The organism is Paenibacillus sp. MER 99-2 (assembly GCF_023714095.1).
Taxonomy (GTDB): domain Bacteria; phylum Bacillota; class Bacilli; order Paenibacillales; family Paenibacillaceae; genus Paenibacillus.
The window spans coordinates 16,258-31,495 of the sequence record NZ_JAMAUZ010000001.1 but is presented as its reverse complement, the minus strand read 5'-3'; the positions used below and the strand labels follow the sequence as shown (position 1 = coordinate 31,495).

Annotated in this window: 12 protein-coding genes; 1 reads left to right on the top strand and 11 read right to left on the bottom strand. The window is 45.3% G+C overall.

Features of this window, described 5'->3' with window-relative positions; genetic code table 11:
• Positions 1-280 precede the first annotated feature (280 nt).
• The 8 genes from M3636_RS00185 to M3636_RS00150 form a co-directional block, all read right to left on the bottom strand.
• The gene (locus M3636_RS00185; RefSeq protein WP_128103267.1) at positions 281-1,039 is read right to left on the bottom strand and encodes a tRNA threonylcarbamoyladenosine dehydratase; all 759 of its coding nucleotides are present in this window, start codon (positions 1,037-1,039) and stop codon (positions 281-283) included.
• A gap of 17 nt (positions 1,040-1,056) precedes the next feature.
• A complete protein-coding gene (gene aspS, locus M3636_RS00180; protein ID WP_063567716.1) occupies positions 1,057-2,835 on the bottom strand; it encodes an aspartate--tRNA ligase in 1,779 nt (592 codons plus the stop codon).
• 240 nt (positions 2,836-3,075) lie between these two features.
• Entirely contained in the window at positions 3,076-4,326 is a 1,251-nt protein-coding gene (gene hisS, locus M3636_RS00175) for a histidine--tRNA ligase (RefSeq protein ID WP_128104574.1), read from the bottom strand.
• Positions 4,327-5,049: 723 nt separating this feature from the next.
• Positions 5,050-5,499 carry a hypothetical protein gene (locus M3636_RS00170; protein ID WP_128103268.1) on the bottom strand — a complete coding sequence of 150 codons (450 nt, stop codon included), beginning with the start codon at positions 5,497-5,499 and terminating at the stop codon, positions 5,050-5,052.
• Between the two features lie 104 nt (positions 5,500-5,603).
• Entirely contained in the window at positions 5,604-6,110 is a 507-nt protein-coding gene (locus tag M3636_RS00165) for a type 1 glutamine amidotransferase domain-containing protein (RefSeq protein WP_128103269.1), read from the bottom strand.
• A 346-nt stretch (positions 6,111-6,456) separates the two neighbouring features.
• The gene (locus M3636_RS00160; protein WP_251380900.1) at positions 6,457-6,624 is read right to left on the bottom strand and encodes a hypothetical protein; all 168 of its coding nucleotides are present in this window, start codon (positions 6,622-6,624) and stop codon (positions 6,457-6,459) included.
• A gap of 79 nt (positions 6,625-6,703) precedes the next feature.
• Positions 6,704-7,159, bottom strand: a complete 456-nt coding sequence (dtd, locus tag M3636_RS00155; RefSeq protein WP_128103270.1) for a D-aminoacyl-tRNA deacylase — start codon at positions 7,157-7,159, stop codon at positions 6,704-6,706.
• A gap of 12 nt (positions 7,160-7,171) precedes the next feature.
• A complete protein-coding gene (locus M3636_RS00150; RefSeq protein ID WP_128103271.1) occupies positions 7,172-9,349 on the bottom strand; it encodes a RelA/SpoT family protein in 2,178 nt (725 codons plus the stop codon).
• Between the two features lie 382 nt (positions 9,350-9,731).
• Between M3636_RS00150 and uraA the strand changes: the two genes are divergently transcribed.
• A complete protein-coding gene (uraA, locus tag M3636_RS00145) occupies positions 9,732-11,048 on the top strand; it encodes a uracil permease (RefSeq protein WP_251380899.1) in 1,317 nt (438 codons plus the stop codon).
• Between the two features lie 205 nt (positions 11,049-11,253).
• Here the strand turns inward: uraA and M3636_RS00140 are convergent, their stop codons facing one another.
• From M3636_RS00140 to M3636_RS00130, 3 genes are read right to left on the bottom strand one after another with little or no spacing between them, the layout of a single operon-like run.
• The gene (locus M3636_RS00140) at positions 11,254-11,766 is read right to left on the bottom strand and encodes an adenine phosphoribosyltransferase (protein ID WP_128103273.1); all 513 of its coding nucleotides are present in this window, start codon (positions 11,764-11,766) and stop codon (positions 11,254-11,256) included.
• Between the two features lie 37 nt (positions 11,767-11,803).
• Positions 11,804-14,212, bottom strand: coding sequence for a single-stranded-DNA-specific exonuclease RecJ (recJ, locus tag M3636_RS00135; protein WP_251380898.1), 2,409 nt, complete (start codon positions 14,210-14,212; stop codon positions 11,804-11,806).
• Between the two features lie 40 nt (positions 14,213-14,252).
• Positions 14,253-15,227, bottom strand: a complete 975-nt coding sequence (locus M3636_RS00130; protein ID WP_251380897.1) for a cation diffusion facilitator family transporter — start codon at positions 15,225-15,227, stop codon at positions 14,253-14,255.
• Between the last annotated feature and the right edge of the window lie 11 nt (positions 15,228-15,238).

The following is a 15,238-nucleotide window of genomic DNA, read 5'->3' as shown; positions in this document are numbered from 1 at the left end:
ATCTCTATGTATTTATCATCATTTCGCACAGCAATCCATATCATACACGGTTTTCACATTGAAGTACATGACGTAATCCTGACATATCTAAATGCACGTCTAATTCATTTATCACAGCATATACGTGACTGATATAGATGGGTATGTCGATTGAGCTTTTCAGAAGATAGGTAGTAAACAAACACCAAAAAACGCAGGTGCACATAGGCACCCACGTTCTATAAGGTAGAGGAATTTATTCAATGAATACTACCTCTTGCTTGATTCTTTTTGCTTCTTGTTATGCCTCTTGCTTCTCTGCTTTTTCAAGCAGTTCTTTCACCGCTACGCTGACCATAATCAGTCCAGCTACCGGTGGAACAAAGGCGTTACTCGCTGGTGGCTGTTTGGCTTTACGTATTTCCGGTGCGTTCTCCGGAACAATTTTTTGCGTAACATCTGCGCGTGGTTTGAGTGGCTCTTCTGTGGAGAATACCACCTTCACGCCTTTTTTGATACCGTCTTTACGAAGCTTCGTACGCACTACACGAGCAATCGGGTCCATGGATGTCTTGGAAATATCCGCAACTTGGAATTTCGTCGGATCCATTTTATTAGCCGCACCCATGCTGGAGATCACTGGAATGTTACGTTTCAGGCACTCTTTAATGAGGTGGACTTTATAGATGATTGTGTCGGATGCATCCAACACATAATCCAATTCATATTTGAACAGTTCCTCGTACGTTTCTTCCGTGTAAAACATATTCAGCGCAATCGCATCACACTCAGGATTGATCAGCTTCACCCGTTCAACCATCAGATCGGCTTTTTTCTGACCTACGGTTGTTGTTAACGCGTGAATCTGGCGGTTGATATTCGTGATATCCACCACGTCTTTATCAATCAGGATGATACGTCCAATACCGCTGCGCGCAAGGGCCTCTACTGCAATACCGCCTACGCCGCCAATGCCGAGTACAGCTACGGTACTATTTTTGAGAGCATCTAGACCTGCAGGTCCGATGGCCAGCTCTGTTCTGGAAAATTGATGGAGCATTGAGATCGAAACCTCCTTTATTTCTTTTCCGCTACCGGTTTACGGGCTACACGGATGTGAAGTTGTTCCAATTGCGAGTTGTCTACTTCAGAAGGTGCATTCATGAGCAGATCGGTTGCACTTGCCGTTTTCGGGAAGGCAATCGTTTCACGCAGGTTCGTACGACCAGCAAGCAACATCACGAGACGGTCAAGACCAAAGGCAATACCGCCATGTGGTGGCGTTCCGTATTCGAATGCTTCGAGCAAGTAACCGAATTTCTCATTAGCCACTTCTGGAGACAATCCCAGGGCTGCAAACATTTTTTCTTGCACGTCACGTTTGTAGATACGCATCGAACCGCCACCGACTTCATAACCATTCAGAACAAGGTCATAGGCTTGAGCGCGAATTGCACCTGGATCTGTGTCGAACAGATGCACATCTTCATCTTTTGGACGTGTGAACGGATGGTGTTCTGCTACATAACGTTTCGCATCCTCATCATATCCGAGGAGTGGGAAGTCTACAACCCAAGCAAATTTGAATTTGCTGTCATCGATCAGTCCAAGTTGACGACCGATTTTCAGACGCAATGCACCCAGAACGTCAGCAACGACTTTTTTCGTGTCAGCGGAGAAAAGCAACAAGTCGCCTTCCTCTGCACCTGTACGTTCTTTAACGGCTTCAATCTCTTCAGGCGTGAAGAACTTCACGATTGGCCCTTTGAACTCGCCATCTTTCACTTGGATCCATGCCAGACCTTTGGCACCATAACGTGCTGCGAATGGTCCGAGGTCGTCGATTTCTTTACGGCTCCATGTGCCACAGCCTTTAGCGTTCAGTACTTTTACTTCTCCGCCTTTTTCGATGACAGAAGCAAATACTTTAACACCGCTATTCGCTACGATATCGTTCATTTCTACCAGCTCCATGCCAAAACGCAGATCTGGTTTGTCTGAGCCGTATTTACCCATTGCATCTGCATACGTGATACGTTGGAATGGCAGTTCAAGCTCAATGCCTTTTGTTTCACGAAGCAATTTAGCCATAAGCTCTTCCATCATTGGCAGCAGGTCATCCTGTTGCAAGAAGGAAGTCTCGATGTCGACTTGCGTGAATTCCGGTTGACGGTCTGCACGCAGATCCTCATCACGGAAACAACGTGCGATTTGATAATAGCGCTCCAATCCACCGACCATCAGCAATTGCTTGTAGATCTGTGGGGATTGTGGCAGGGCGAAGAATTCACCTTCATGCACACGGCTTGGTACGAGATAGTCACGCGCACCTTCCGGGGAGCTCTTAGTCAAGATTGGTGTTTCTACCTCAACGAACTCTTCTCCATCCAGATAATCACGGAATACTTTAGATGCTTTGGAACGCAGTTTCAATGTTTCGAACATTTCCGGACGACGCAGGTCCAGGTAACGATATTTCAAACGAAGTGATTCATCAACTTCAACGCCATCTTCGATGAAGAATGGAGGTGTTTTGGCTGCATTCAGCACTTCGATTTCTGTAATTTGAACTTCAATCTCGCCTGTAGGCAAGTTTTTGTTTACCGTTTCTTCGTCACGCTTAACGACTTTACCGGTAACAGCGATTACGTACTCACTACGTACACGATCTGCGATTTGCAGAGCTTCGCCTGAGTAAGCTGGGTTAAAGACAACTTGTACAATTCCACTACGGTCACGTAGATCAATGAAGAGTACGCCCCCAAGGTCACGGCGAGTCTGAACCCAACCGTTTAATGTTACTGTTTCACCGATGTGTGCGGGTGTTAATGCGCCGCAATGATGACTTCTTTTCATAACCAAACTCCTCATTATGTGAATTTCCGTTCTGTGTTGATAGCAGGCAGATCCCGTTATCACCAGTGCGGTTGTGTGAAGACGATTTTATTGAATAGGCGTTGTTCTTACAGAATCACTCAACCTTCCACATCAAATCGTGTTTAGTCTACGTTCGTCTGTAAGATAGCCGGATCATATGTTACTTCTTATATTTTGTTGCATTGGATACAGTTTTCAAAAGATTTTACTTACCCTGATCTACTTACCTTGGATTGCAGTGACCAAGTCTTCAAGCTTCACTGTCTGTTGTTCACCGGTATCCATGGATTTCAGTGCAATCTCACCGCGCTCTAGCTCATCATCACCGAGAATGGCGGTGTAACGTGCTTTGAAACGGTCTGCTGACTTCATCTGAGCTTTCATCTTACGACCCAGGTAGTCACGTTCTCCAGATAAACCGGATTGACGCAGTTTGAACAGCTGACGGTTTACTTCGCGATCCGCTGCCTCGCCTAAAGCGACAAAGTAAACATCGAGCGGAGCAAGTGTGGTAACGTCAATGTTTTGGTGTTCCAGAATAAGCTGAATCCGCTCCAAACCAATTCCGAAACCAATACCTGGCTGATCCGGCCCGCCAATATCTCCGACAAGACCGTTATATCGACCACCGCCACCTACAGTATCAATTGCACCAATACCTTGTGCCTTCAACTCAAAAGCAGTGAGCGTGTAATAATCCAGTCCACGTACGAGACGATTGTTCACGGCATAGTCTACACCGAAGTCATCCAGATATGCTTTTAGCTTGGCAAAGTGATTCAGAGACTCTTCATCAAGACTGTCCAGAATGGACGGTGCACCAACGAATTTATCCTGATCTACTTTGCAATCGAGCACACGCAGGGGGTTACGCTCCATCCGGGATTGGCAATCTTTGCAGAGAGTATCTTTCATCGGTCTGAGGAATCCCAGCAATTGTTCGCGGTAAGCCGCACGACTGGTTGGATTGCCTACGGAGTTGATCTCAACTTTGACATCCTTCAAGCCAAGCTCTACACATAGTTGGTAACCGAGTGCAATTACTTCTGCATCAATAGCTGGATCAAGTGCTCCGATCGCCTCTACGCCAAACTGATGAAACTGACGCTGACGCCCTGCTTGGGGACGCTCATAACGGAACATCGGACCAATATAGTACAGTTTGCTTACATCGGGTTCACCATAGATTTTATTCTCCACATAAGCTCGCACCACACCAGCAGTGCCCTCAGGACGAAGAGTCATACTTCGATTACCCTTATCGTCAAACGTGTACATTTCCTTCTCGACAATATCCGTCGTCTCTCCTACACCTCGCACAAACAAAGAAGTCTGTTCGAAAATCGGTGTGCGAATTTCACGATAGTTGAAGCGGCGGCAGAGGTCACGTGCTTTTTCTTCTACGTACTGCCATTTCTCTACAACGCCAGGCAACAAATCTTGTGTACCTGTTGGTTTTTGAAAAGCCATCATTCATCCCTCCAGCATTGATATATTTTTGGAACAATCTCTTTAAATAGCAAAAAATCCCTCGCCCTGTCGCTGTATACAGCAAACAAAGGGACGAGAGATTGTGTTTAACATTCACCCGTGGTACCACCCACATTTCGGAAACCTGAAACATTAGCCGTTCAGGTGATTCGTCTGATCATACAACAAGTGCACTTGTATGAATTCATTCAGAACCATTCCGCTCAACGTGTAACGCACGTCTGCGCAGGGCTGCTACTGACCATCATAAGAAGCTCAGAAGTGTTCGCAGTCTGTTCTCGGGGAAGTCATTCGTCCGCTCATCAAGAGAATCCTTACAGCCTGGGGATTCCTCTCTGGTCATGTGGGCACGGAGTACTTGGTCCCGTCATCAAATCATCGTTATATGTCCTTTAACGCTCTAATCTAACGTTTGAAGTCAATATTATTTCCTGATTGTAATGAACCGCAGTGCTAAAGTCAAGGGTTAACCTGAAAAGACTGCAAAAAAAAGCCCGCACACCGTGTGCGGGCTCAAATCATATATAAAAAAAGGGGGTCATGTGTGTTATTATAAGCCCACTATGTTAAAGCCTTATGTAACTAATATTACAGTAATATTACAAAAATGATAGCGCTTTATAAACAAGCTATTTTACATGTACAAAGCCCCTGCAACGCCTGAAAGTCAGACGTTACAGGGGCTTGCTAGCCTTGAATATATTATTCGTCCAATTCCTCTACATAGGCATGGTTAGAGCGGAGCTTATGAACGATATCATCATAGTCCTCATCGCTCACTTTGGCAGACAAAACGTAATGCAGATCACTATAATCTCCCGGAGACACATCCGCAGCATTTAGCAAGTCTCCATCCTCATTGATCCGATCACGAGGATCTTTCTCTGCATCACGATCTACATCCGCGACTACAGGAACAACGTTCCCCGCTCCTGGAGCACCAGGTGCTGTTCCCACACCTATACCTCCACTCGTTCCTGCACCACCCGTGGCGGTGTATGGCACCAAAGGTATCAGTATGCGATTATTTCTACCTACCGCACCATCCAGTTGTCCTACCTCCAAATGCTCTGTGCGATACGCTTGAAGTGAGATTCTTGCTCCCTCTGCCTCATCTTCTGTTCGAAAATACGCCTGAATATGTTTTGCCATGTCAAACCCTCCTTTATCGAGTTGAACTGCCATAGTTCTAAGCTAAAACAACGTTTAGAATTCTAAAATTCTAAACTATATTAGGCTCATTCATTTAATGGAAATTAAATGACTTTCAACAATTCACGGACAAACGCTGGCTCATCCTCAGGTGTTCTGGATGTAATATAGTTTCCATCCACTACAGCTTCATGATCCTTAAATTCTGCCCCAGCATTCACCATATCATCCTTAAGCGGTGGATATGACGTCACGGTACGACCTTTGAGCAAGTCAGCACTGGCCAAAATCTGTGGACCATGGCAGATTGCCGCGATTGGTTTCTTCGCACTATTAATCTCCGTTACAAACTTCAAAATGTTTGCATCTGTCCGCAGATTTTCAGGAGAAGAACCACCAGGTATAACTACCGCATCATAATCGGATGAGGAAACCTCTGAGATCGCCTTATCTGAGGTATAGGTTACTTTTCCTCCCTTACCTTTTAGCGATTCTCCTGCTTTCAAACCGATGATCTCTACTTCATGTCCAGCTTTTTTCACTTCATCATATGGCACCTGCATTTCCGAATCTTCAAAATCATTCGCCAATAAAAAAGCAACTTTACTCATAACGTATGTTCTCCTTTCCGTGTTCGAAATTTCTTGAAATCGGGGTTCTGCAGAACTGTGTATATTTATCCTATCTGTTCTTTACCCGTTAGGTTGTCGTATGACTTGGCGCATCCCTGCGCCTCGTTTTGTTATTACCCTAACTGAAGGCGTTTATAACAATTCGTCTTCTTTTCTTTTGCAACTCCATTTATGTTTCAATCGTGCCTCTCGCTCCGTACCAAAAAGACCTGATTCATATCAAATGAATTCAGGTCTTCTCTGTGGCTGTGGTTATCTCAAACGGAATTCCGTTCATTAGTCCGTTTCAGACTGACTCGCCATGCTATGCAGGATTGCACTTAAATCAGCTACGTGGAAGCCTGCTCTGCTCCCCTTTATCTGCATTATCCAGCACCCACACTGTTGATGCATATTCAGCAGCCGCACGAGCCAATTGAAGCGATTCATATAAGTTTCCTGGAAGAAGTAAAGGTTCAACGCGTGATCGTGTTTCCTTGACAGATTGACGCATAATGGCAGGATACTCCTTTGACAATAAATTTCATCGACTGGATATCCTTCATTATGACCAGATCACGATCTGAATATGCTCATGCGCTTGGATTATTAGGACTTTCAAGCATCAGGGTGACTGGCCCCCAATTCGTGAAGGTCACATCCATCATAGCGCCGAAACGCCCCGTTTCCACCTGAATCCCTTTATCCCGTAGTAACTGATTGAACAGCTCATATAATGTTTCAGCTATATCTGGTTTAGCTGCAGCCGCGAAGCTTGGACGTTTCCCTTTGCGGCAGTCACCGTATAACGTAAATTGAGATACAGACAACACGGCTCCGCCCACATCCAATAAGCTAAGATTCATCTTCTCCTGCTCATCTTCGAAAATGCGAAGTCCTGCAACTTTGTCAGCCAAATACTGAGCGTCCTTTTCCGTATCCTCATGTGTAATGCCAACGAGCAGCATTAGTCCCGACTCAATTCGTCCCGTCAATTCGTTATCCACAGTAACCTGAGCCTCTTTACAGCGTTGCACAAGCACTCTCATTGCACAGGCTCCTTACTGCATGATCCGGTGCACCGAATAAACATCCTTCACCCGTTTGATTCGTTCTACCACGGAATGCAGATGATCTGTATTACGAATCAAAATAGTGACATGCACCAATGCTAATTTATTTTTGTCTGTCCGTCCTGTAACGGCAGAAATATTCGTTTTACTTTCAGAGACAGCTTGAAGTACCTCATTAAGCAAGCCATTGCGATCATGACCTGTAATTTCAATATCCACACTGTAGCTCGCTTCAATATTCTCTTCCCACTCGACCTCAATTACACGTGCTGCTTCTTCTCCATCTGCGCTTGTTGGGATATTTGGACAGTCGCTTCGATGGACAGAAACGCCGCGTCCACGTGTAACATATCCGATAATTTCATCTCCAGGCACAGGGTTGCAACAGCGGGCAAAACGAACGAGCAGATTATCTATTCCTTTGACACGAATGCCATTTGTCGGACGATTTTTGCGTTCTGGTGCAGGCTTCAACTCACGCATCTCGGAATTCAGTTCCAGCAAGCTGGATTCTTCCTGCTCTTTGCGCAGCTTCTCCGTTGCTTTGGTCACAATCTGCGCAGCCGTGATTCCGCCGAACCCAACAGCTGCAAGCATATCGTCAATGTCGTTAAATGCGTATTTTTTGGCTGCTTCCTGTAACTTGTCGTCCGTCATCCAAGCAGATGGATCAAGCCCCATACGTTTGAGCTCACGTTCACAGCTCTCGCGTCCTTTTTCCACATTCTCTTCACGTCGTTCCTTCTTAAACCATTGCTTGATTTTAGCTCGCGCATGTGACGACTTGGCGATTTTGAGCCAGTCCTGACTCGGACCATACGAATGCTTGGACGTCAAAATCTCAATAATGTCACCGGTCTTCAGGTGATAATCGAGTGGTACAATACGACCATTCACCTTAGCTCCAATCGTACGATTACCTACTTCCGTATGAATCCTGTACGCAAAATCGAGTGGCACAGAGCCTGTCGGAAGTTCAATGACTTCTCCCTTCGGTGTAAATACAAACACGAGATCAGAGAAAAAGTCCATTTTGAGCGATTCCACAAACTCAGAAGCATCTTGAGCCTCATTCTGAAGTTCGAGAATTTCACGGAAGAACGTAATTTTATCCTCAAAATTATTGCCTGAAGCCACGCCTTCCTTGTACGCCCAGTGGGCAGCGATACCGAACTCAGCGGTACGGTGCATATCCCAAGTTCTGATCTGAACCTCGGTTGGTTCACCGTTAGGGCCAACGACCGTTGTATGCAAGGATTGATACATGTTGGCCTTCGGCATGGCGATATAATCTTTAAAACGTCCTGGCATCGGTTTCCATAACGTGTGTATAATTCCGAGCGTAGCATAACAATCCTTAATATTATCCACAATAATACGGATGGCAAGCAGGTCATATATCTCATTGAACTGCTTGTTCTTCGTTGTCATTTTCTTAAAGACGCTGTAGATATGTTTCGGACGACCTGATAGGTCTGCCTGAATTCCCATCTCTTCGAGCTTGCTCGTAATTCCGTCCATAACCGTATCAATGTATTGCTCTCGTTCTGCACGCTTCTTGTGCATCAGATTCGCAATACGGTAGTATTGCTGCGGATTCAAATAACGGAGGGCGATGTCCTCCATTTCCCATTTGATTGCAGATATACCAAGGCGGTTGGCAATTGGACAGAAAATCTCCAACGTTTCATACGAGATGCGACGCTGGCTTTCTTCCGATTGAAATTTCAACGTCCGCATATTATGCAGTCGGTCTGCTAATTTAATGACGATTACACGAATATCCTGCGCCATAGCAATAAACATCTTACGATAGTTCTCGTTCTGTTGCTCTTCTTTGGAGCGGAACTGAATTCGTTCCAGCTTCGTCAAGCCGTCAACAAGCATAGCACACGTATTGCCAAAATGATTGCGAATTTCTTCAAGGGACACCGTAGTGTCTTCTACTACATCATGAAGAAGCGCTGCAATAATGGAGATGGTGTCCATCTGCATGTTCACAACAATATCGGCAACCGCAAGCGGATGCAGAATATAAGGTTCTCCCGATTTTCGCGTCTGTCCGTGATGTGCCTGATCCGCAAATTCGTAAGCTTCACGTATGCGAATCAGATCGGGTTCTTTGATGTAGGCTCCGGCCTTCTCGAGTAATTGCTCTATGCCCATTCTGATCTGTTCCGTGTCCTTTCTATACAAAATGGAACCCGTGACATTGCATGAACACAGGTTCCCCGTAAAAGTAATTTCCTATAATTATGACGCTTCACCCGTTTCCCGTCAACTGCTGACGAATAAGAGTAAGTTTTCCATTTTTTTAGGTTAAAATATGTATTCTGTCCCCATGATGACGCTTCGTATAAATGTTCGGTTTAATCAAAGAAAAATAGGTATTCCTCTGTATTATTATTCCCCATCCTAGCTGAAATAGAATATAAAGTATAAAAAAACACCTCAAACCCATGCTATTACACAAAATGTTATTGCTTAATTAAGAGAAACTCTGTAATCTATTGAAAGTTTGTGTTTCGGAAAAGGAGATGAACATTCAGTGCAACGCGAAATTCAGGTTAATCAAAAGATGCCGCTCGGCTCAGGTTCACTGCTAAGCCTTCAGCATTTGTTCGCCATGTTTGGAAGTACGGTGCTTGTGCCGAATCTCTTCGGTGTTGACCCAAGTATGATTTTGCTAATGAACGGTATTGGTACATTACTTTACATACTCATGTGTAAGGGAAAGATTCCTGCGTACCTCGGTTCCAGCTTTGCCTTTATTGCACCAGTACAGTCTGTCTTGCTCACTCATCCAGGCAACGGATATTCAATGGCTCTTGGTGCTTTTATCATCACAGGTATCGTGTTCTGCCTTGTAGCTCTCATTATTAAGTATGCAGGCACAGGTTGGATTAACGTTGTGTTTCCACCAGCAGCTATGGGTGCGATTGTAGCGTTAATTGGGTTAGAGCTCATTCCTGTTGCAGCCGGAATGGCTGGGCTGATTAATCCAGAACCTCTTAAAAATCCTGACTGGGTTCCACAGGCTAAACCTATTATTTTATCGATGGTAACCTTAGGTGTGACTGTACTGGGTGCTGTAACGTTCCGTGGCTTTCCCAAAATCATTCATATTTTGATTGGGATTATATCCGGTTACGCACTTGGTTTCTTAATGAAAGCTGTCGAAACGGATAAGATTGCTGAAGCTAGTATTGTCTCTCTTCCGACAATCACCACACCAACGTTTGATTGGTCGGTCATTCTAACCATTTTACCTGTAGCTCTCGTTGTTATTGTAGAACATATTGGTCACTTGCTGGTAACGAGCAGTATTGTAGGTAAAGATCTGTCCAAAGACCCAGGTCTGCATCGCTCCTTGCTTGGTAACGGCGTCTCCACCATTCTATCTGGTTTTGTTGGATCTACTCCAAACACAACCTATGGCGAAAATATCGGCGTTATGGCCTTAACCAAAGTATACTCGATCTATGTGATTGGTGGTGCAGCCATCATCGCGATTATCCTTTCCTTCTCAGGAACGTTCTCGGCTCTAGTTGCTAATATTCCTGTTCCTGTTATGGGTGGTGTTTCCTTGCTTCTATTTGGTGTCATTGCCGCATCCGGATTACGTATTCTGGTTGAACAAAAAGTTGATTTTGCCAAACCTACGAATTTGATCCTAACAACTCTCGTGCTCGTGGTTGGATTAAGTGGAGCGGAAATAAGCTTCTATGGTGTTCATCTCAAAGGTATGGCACTTGCAACAATTGTTGGTATATTTATGAGCCTGCTATTCAAACTGTTTGAAGTGATAGGCTGGTCTAACGATAAGTCAGAGAAACAACCTTTGACAGAGAAAACACCAGACTAATATATAATTGGGTTCAAAATAATACTTAAACACGAAATAGCCCTCGCCCATAATAAAACCTAACCAACGCAAAAAAAGCCTGTTCTCTCACACCATCAAGGAATGAGGGAACAGGCTTCTTTATAATAGTTAATGCTGTATATTATTTCCCGGGAAACGGGAGATCCAATTCTTGTTCAATCACAGCAAGCACTATGCTGAAATCTTAGTAATTCATCAGTGTAAATACGTCAATTTCAGGCAACTTGGAACGACCATTCAGATCAGACAGCTCAATCAGGAAAGCTGCACCAACAACTTTACCACCCAATTGTTCAATCAGATTGATCGAAGTCGCAATCGTTCCACCCGTTGCAAGCAGATCGTCAGCAATCAGAACATTTTGTCCCTTTTCGATCGCATCTGTATGCATAGCGAGCGTATCTTTGCCATACTCGAGATCATATCCAACTTCAATCGTCTCTCCTGGCAATTTTCCGCTTTTACGGATCGGGGCAAAACCGACACCAAGAGCATAAGCCAGAGGAGCGCCTACAACGAAACCACGTGCTTCAGGTCCGGCAATTACATCAATTTTGAGATCAGAAACCATTGTTTTGAGCTCATTGATCGCATTGCGGTACATTTCTCCATCCTTCAACAATGTCGTAATGTCCTTGAAGCTGATTCCTGGTTGTGGAAAGTCAGGAATGACACGAATATACTCTTTAAAATCCAAAATAATCTCCTCCTAAAATAAATAGCACAACTTCCATCTAAGATACGCCCTTCATCCGGGATATCATCCATTGTGTCAGCTGAGGCGTAGATGCATCCAGCATCACTTGCTCCGTCTCGGCCATACTTTCCAGCGCCTGATAATGACGCGACGCGGTTAGCTCACGTTTGGGTGGGTTATCCACAAACGCAATTTTTCCAAAGTCTCTTGTAATGAAGGATAACTCCTCAAATACATCAAGCATCATGGTGATCATACGTGGAGAACAGCCACACTGACGGCTGAGTACAGGAGTAATCTCTTTTTCCTCCACCGGTTCAGCTCTCCATTTCGATACCAGCATATAGATGCGCTTGAAAAGTTCTCTGGAAGGCATCTGAAGGCGATCTCGGCGGTTGCCTGATCCGTGCAGAAGGATGATATTCTCGGCTCCGCTGAACATAGCCAGCATAGCATCAAGTTGTTCCGGTGTTTCCGGCGTATCAAACACAAATAACGTCCGGATCTGTTCCTGTCCATATTGCTGCGCAGCAGCATTACACGGAAATAACCCGACCTTTCTATCATATACCCAAAGGCACGGTTCATACAATGAATTTCCCTCAGAAACATTCGTTTCGTTCTTCACAATTGCACCAACCGAACCTGATTTGTATCTTAAATGTACTTCTAGTGTGCTCAGGAACTGCTTCATTGTACTCAGCGGCTCACCATTTCCTCTCAAATCAAACACCTGTGCTTGAGGCACATGAATATCCTGGAGCATCAATTGTGGCTTGCGCATTCCATTCCACTCGTTAATCGACAGCTCGCCCATAACGTCAATAATGGAACCCACCGGTAAAAACTCAGCGAGTGCTCCTTTGCCAAAGGCCACGGTCTCTAATTGGTGTCCTTCTTGCTCCAGCACAAGTTTCAGATGACGTTTCTCTCGCCCCATCGTTCGGGTCTCTTTAACCGTAACATTTCTAAATACGAAACGAGGAGAAGGATTGCTCATCCCGAACGGTTGCAGTCTGTCAATCTCTTGAATCACTTTCAAAGGCACATCACTGATACAACATTCATCATCAGCAAGACGCTGAGGTACAAAATCCTCTTCGGTTAAAACATTAGCAGCAAACTCATTCAAGCCTCTCTCCAGCTCTTCCAACTGATTTCGATGAAGTGTCATGCCTGCCGCAGCTGGATGCCCTCCATAATGATCCATGGAGTCTTTGCAAGCCGTTAATGCTTCGTAGATATCCAATCCATCGATGGAACGAGCAGAGCCTTTGCAAACCCCACTCTGCGCGTCAATGCCCAGAATGAGTGTTGGCCGATAGTAACGTTCCAGCAACTTAGATGCAACGATACCTACAACCCCAACATTCCACCCTTCTCCCGCAAGAACGATCACATCGGGAACCGCACCAGAGTTAAGCTCAATTTTCTGTTCTAACTGAGCTGTTGCTTCCTGAAGAATCCCCTCAACAACCTGTTGCCGCTCTCTGTTGAGCAGGTCCAGTTGTCCTGCAAGGGTATGAGCTTCGTCCAAATCTTCGGTCGTCAGAAGAGATACAGCTCGTCCTGCATGATCCAAGCGTCCACTCGCATTAATACGTGGCGCCATTGCAAAAGCAATATTAATGGAGGTTACCTGACTCTGATCCACACCACTAATTTCAAGGAGAGCACTTACACCAGGAAGACGTGAGCCACGCATGGACTCAATTCCATAACTGACAATAACTCGATTCTCACCTTCGAGCGGCATCAAGTCAGCGACGGTGCCAATGGCTGCAATCTCCATCCATTCACCTGGCACTTCACCAATAAGAGCCTGAGCCAGCTTTAGAGCCACGCCTGCGCCCGCCAACCCCTTAAATGGATAAGGGCACTCCGGTAGTTTCGGATTAATGAGTGTGTACGCCTCGGGAAGTATTTCAGGAGGTTCATGGTGGTCGGTAACGATTACTTCTATCCCTAGCGTAGACGCATAGGCAATCTGTTCTACTGCACTTATGCCAGTATCGACGGTAATCACCAGCGTCACACCCTGTTGATGCGCCCAATCTAATGCATGATTGTGAAGTCCATAACCTTCGTTGGAACGATGCGGAATGTAAATATCGTAGGACGCACCCAGATGGCGCATCAGATGGATCATCAGTGAAGTACTGGAAACACCATCTGCGTCATAATCTCCATAAATCAAAATATGTTCTTCTCGTTCAATAGCCTGGCGGATTCGAGGTACAGCTTCTTTCATACCAAGCAGCAGATAAGGATCATGCATCTGATTGAGATCTGGATGTAAGAATCGTTCGGCCTCCATTTCATTATGAACCCCGCGACTAACTAACAAACGTCCAACAAGAGATGACATGGAAAGCGCCTGCGAGAGTCCCGCAGCCGCATCCAAATCGATATGTGGTGTATTCCACCGGTATTGCGAATAAAGCAATAATAACGCTCCTTTCTTGATCTACAGGATCCGAGCTCCATTACTGAATTAATGTCGCTTCATGATCGGGCAGTTCATGATTGGATTTATACGGATACCCAGGGTCATAGGGTACTGCCTGAATCTGTACTTCCTTGACATGGCTGAACCGAGTGAAGAGCAGCGTTTTGGCTCGATTAGATATCTCCTGAGCCTCTAATACGGAGATCCGTGGATTTACGCTAATAATGAGTTCAATGGTAACGGCATGCTCCTGTTCGCGGGCAACCAATTGTTCAATTGTAATGACGCCGTACACTCGCTGTACAGTCTCTTTGAAATCCAGAGCCTCTTCCTGTTGCAGCTCTTGAACTAGAGAACCATATACTGTGTCTACAATCATTCTATAACCTTTATGAAACACGAAACAAGATGCAATTAATGCCGCTGCTGGATCCATGTACAGAAGCATACTCCATCCTGACATCTCCCCGATCATTGAACCAATGATCCCAACCAATACCGTAAGGGAGCAGTAAAGCGCTCGGCGATGCTGCTGAGCATAGGTCAGTGCTTGTGCTTGATTTCTTTTCCGGAAATACCTGTATTGAAATTGGAAAATGGCTTCCTTAATAGCTAAGGCTGCAAAGGCTGCGACAAGTGCATGCTGATATTTGTCTGATGCCACAGGAGTATCACCTATCAGGCTACTTAAGGCTGAAATTGCAATCTGTAATCCTCCCATAAGAATGAGAACAGACAGCAAAACCGAGATTCCAGGTCTCGCTACACGTGAATGCTCCTTAGAGCGCGTAGCAGCTCGTTCTGTATCCCTACTCTTATGCCGTACAGAATGGGAAGGGAATAGTCCTGCCAGTGAAGAGGCAGCTTCTGAGGCAGAGTACAGACCATCTGCAAGCAACGATTTGCTATTGGCCAAATACCCGACAACAGCCTTAATTACTGCAAGCGTCATATTCCCAGCAATTCCGCTCCACGTTGCCGCCTGAACCGTTGAAATATGTTCTCTGGCCATGGAAATTCCCC

Excerpts from the sequence above, each read along its gene's own strand:
- M3636_RS00185 (WP_128103267.1), bottom strand. The coding sequence starts at position 1,039 with ATGCTCCATCAATTTTCCAGAACAGAGCTGGCCATCGGACCTGCAGGT.
- aspS (WP_063567716.1), bottom strand. The coding sequence starts at position 2,835 with ATGAAAAGAAGTCATCATTGCGGCGCATTAACACCCGCACACATCGGT.
- hisS (WP_128104574.1), bottom strand. The coding sequence starts at position 4,326 with ATGGCTTTTCAAAAACCAACAGGTACACAAGATTTGTTGCCTGGCGTT.
- M3636_RS00170 (WP_128103268.1), bottom strand. The coding sequence starts at position 5,499 with ATGGCAAAACATATTCAGGCGTATTTTCGAACAGAAGATGAGGCAGAG.
- M3636_RS00165 (WP_128103269.1), bottom strand. The coding sequence starts at position 6,110 with ATGAGTAAAGTTGCTTTTTTATTGGCGAATGATTTTGAAGATTCGGAA.
- M3636_RS00160 (WP_251380900.1), bottom strand. The coding sequence starts at position 6,624 with ATGCGTCAATCTGTCAAGGAAACACGATCACGCGTTGAACCTTTACTT.
- dtd (WP_128103270.1), bottom strand. The coding sequence starts at position 7,159 with ATGAGAGTGCTTGTGCAACGCTGTAAAGAGGCTCAGGTTACTGTGGAT.
- M3636_RS00150 (WP_128103271.1), bottom strand. The coding sequence starts at position 9,349 with ATGGGCATAGAGCAATTACTCGAGAAGGCCGGAGCCTACATCAAAGAA.
- M3636_RS00130 (WP_251380897.1), bottom strand. The coding sequence starts at position 15,227 with ATGGCCAGAGAACATATTTCAACGGTTCAGGCGGCAACGTGGAGCGGA.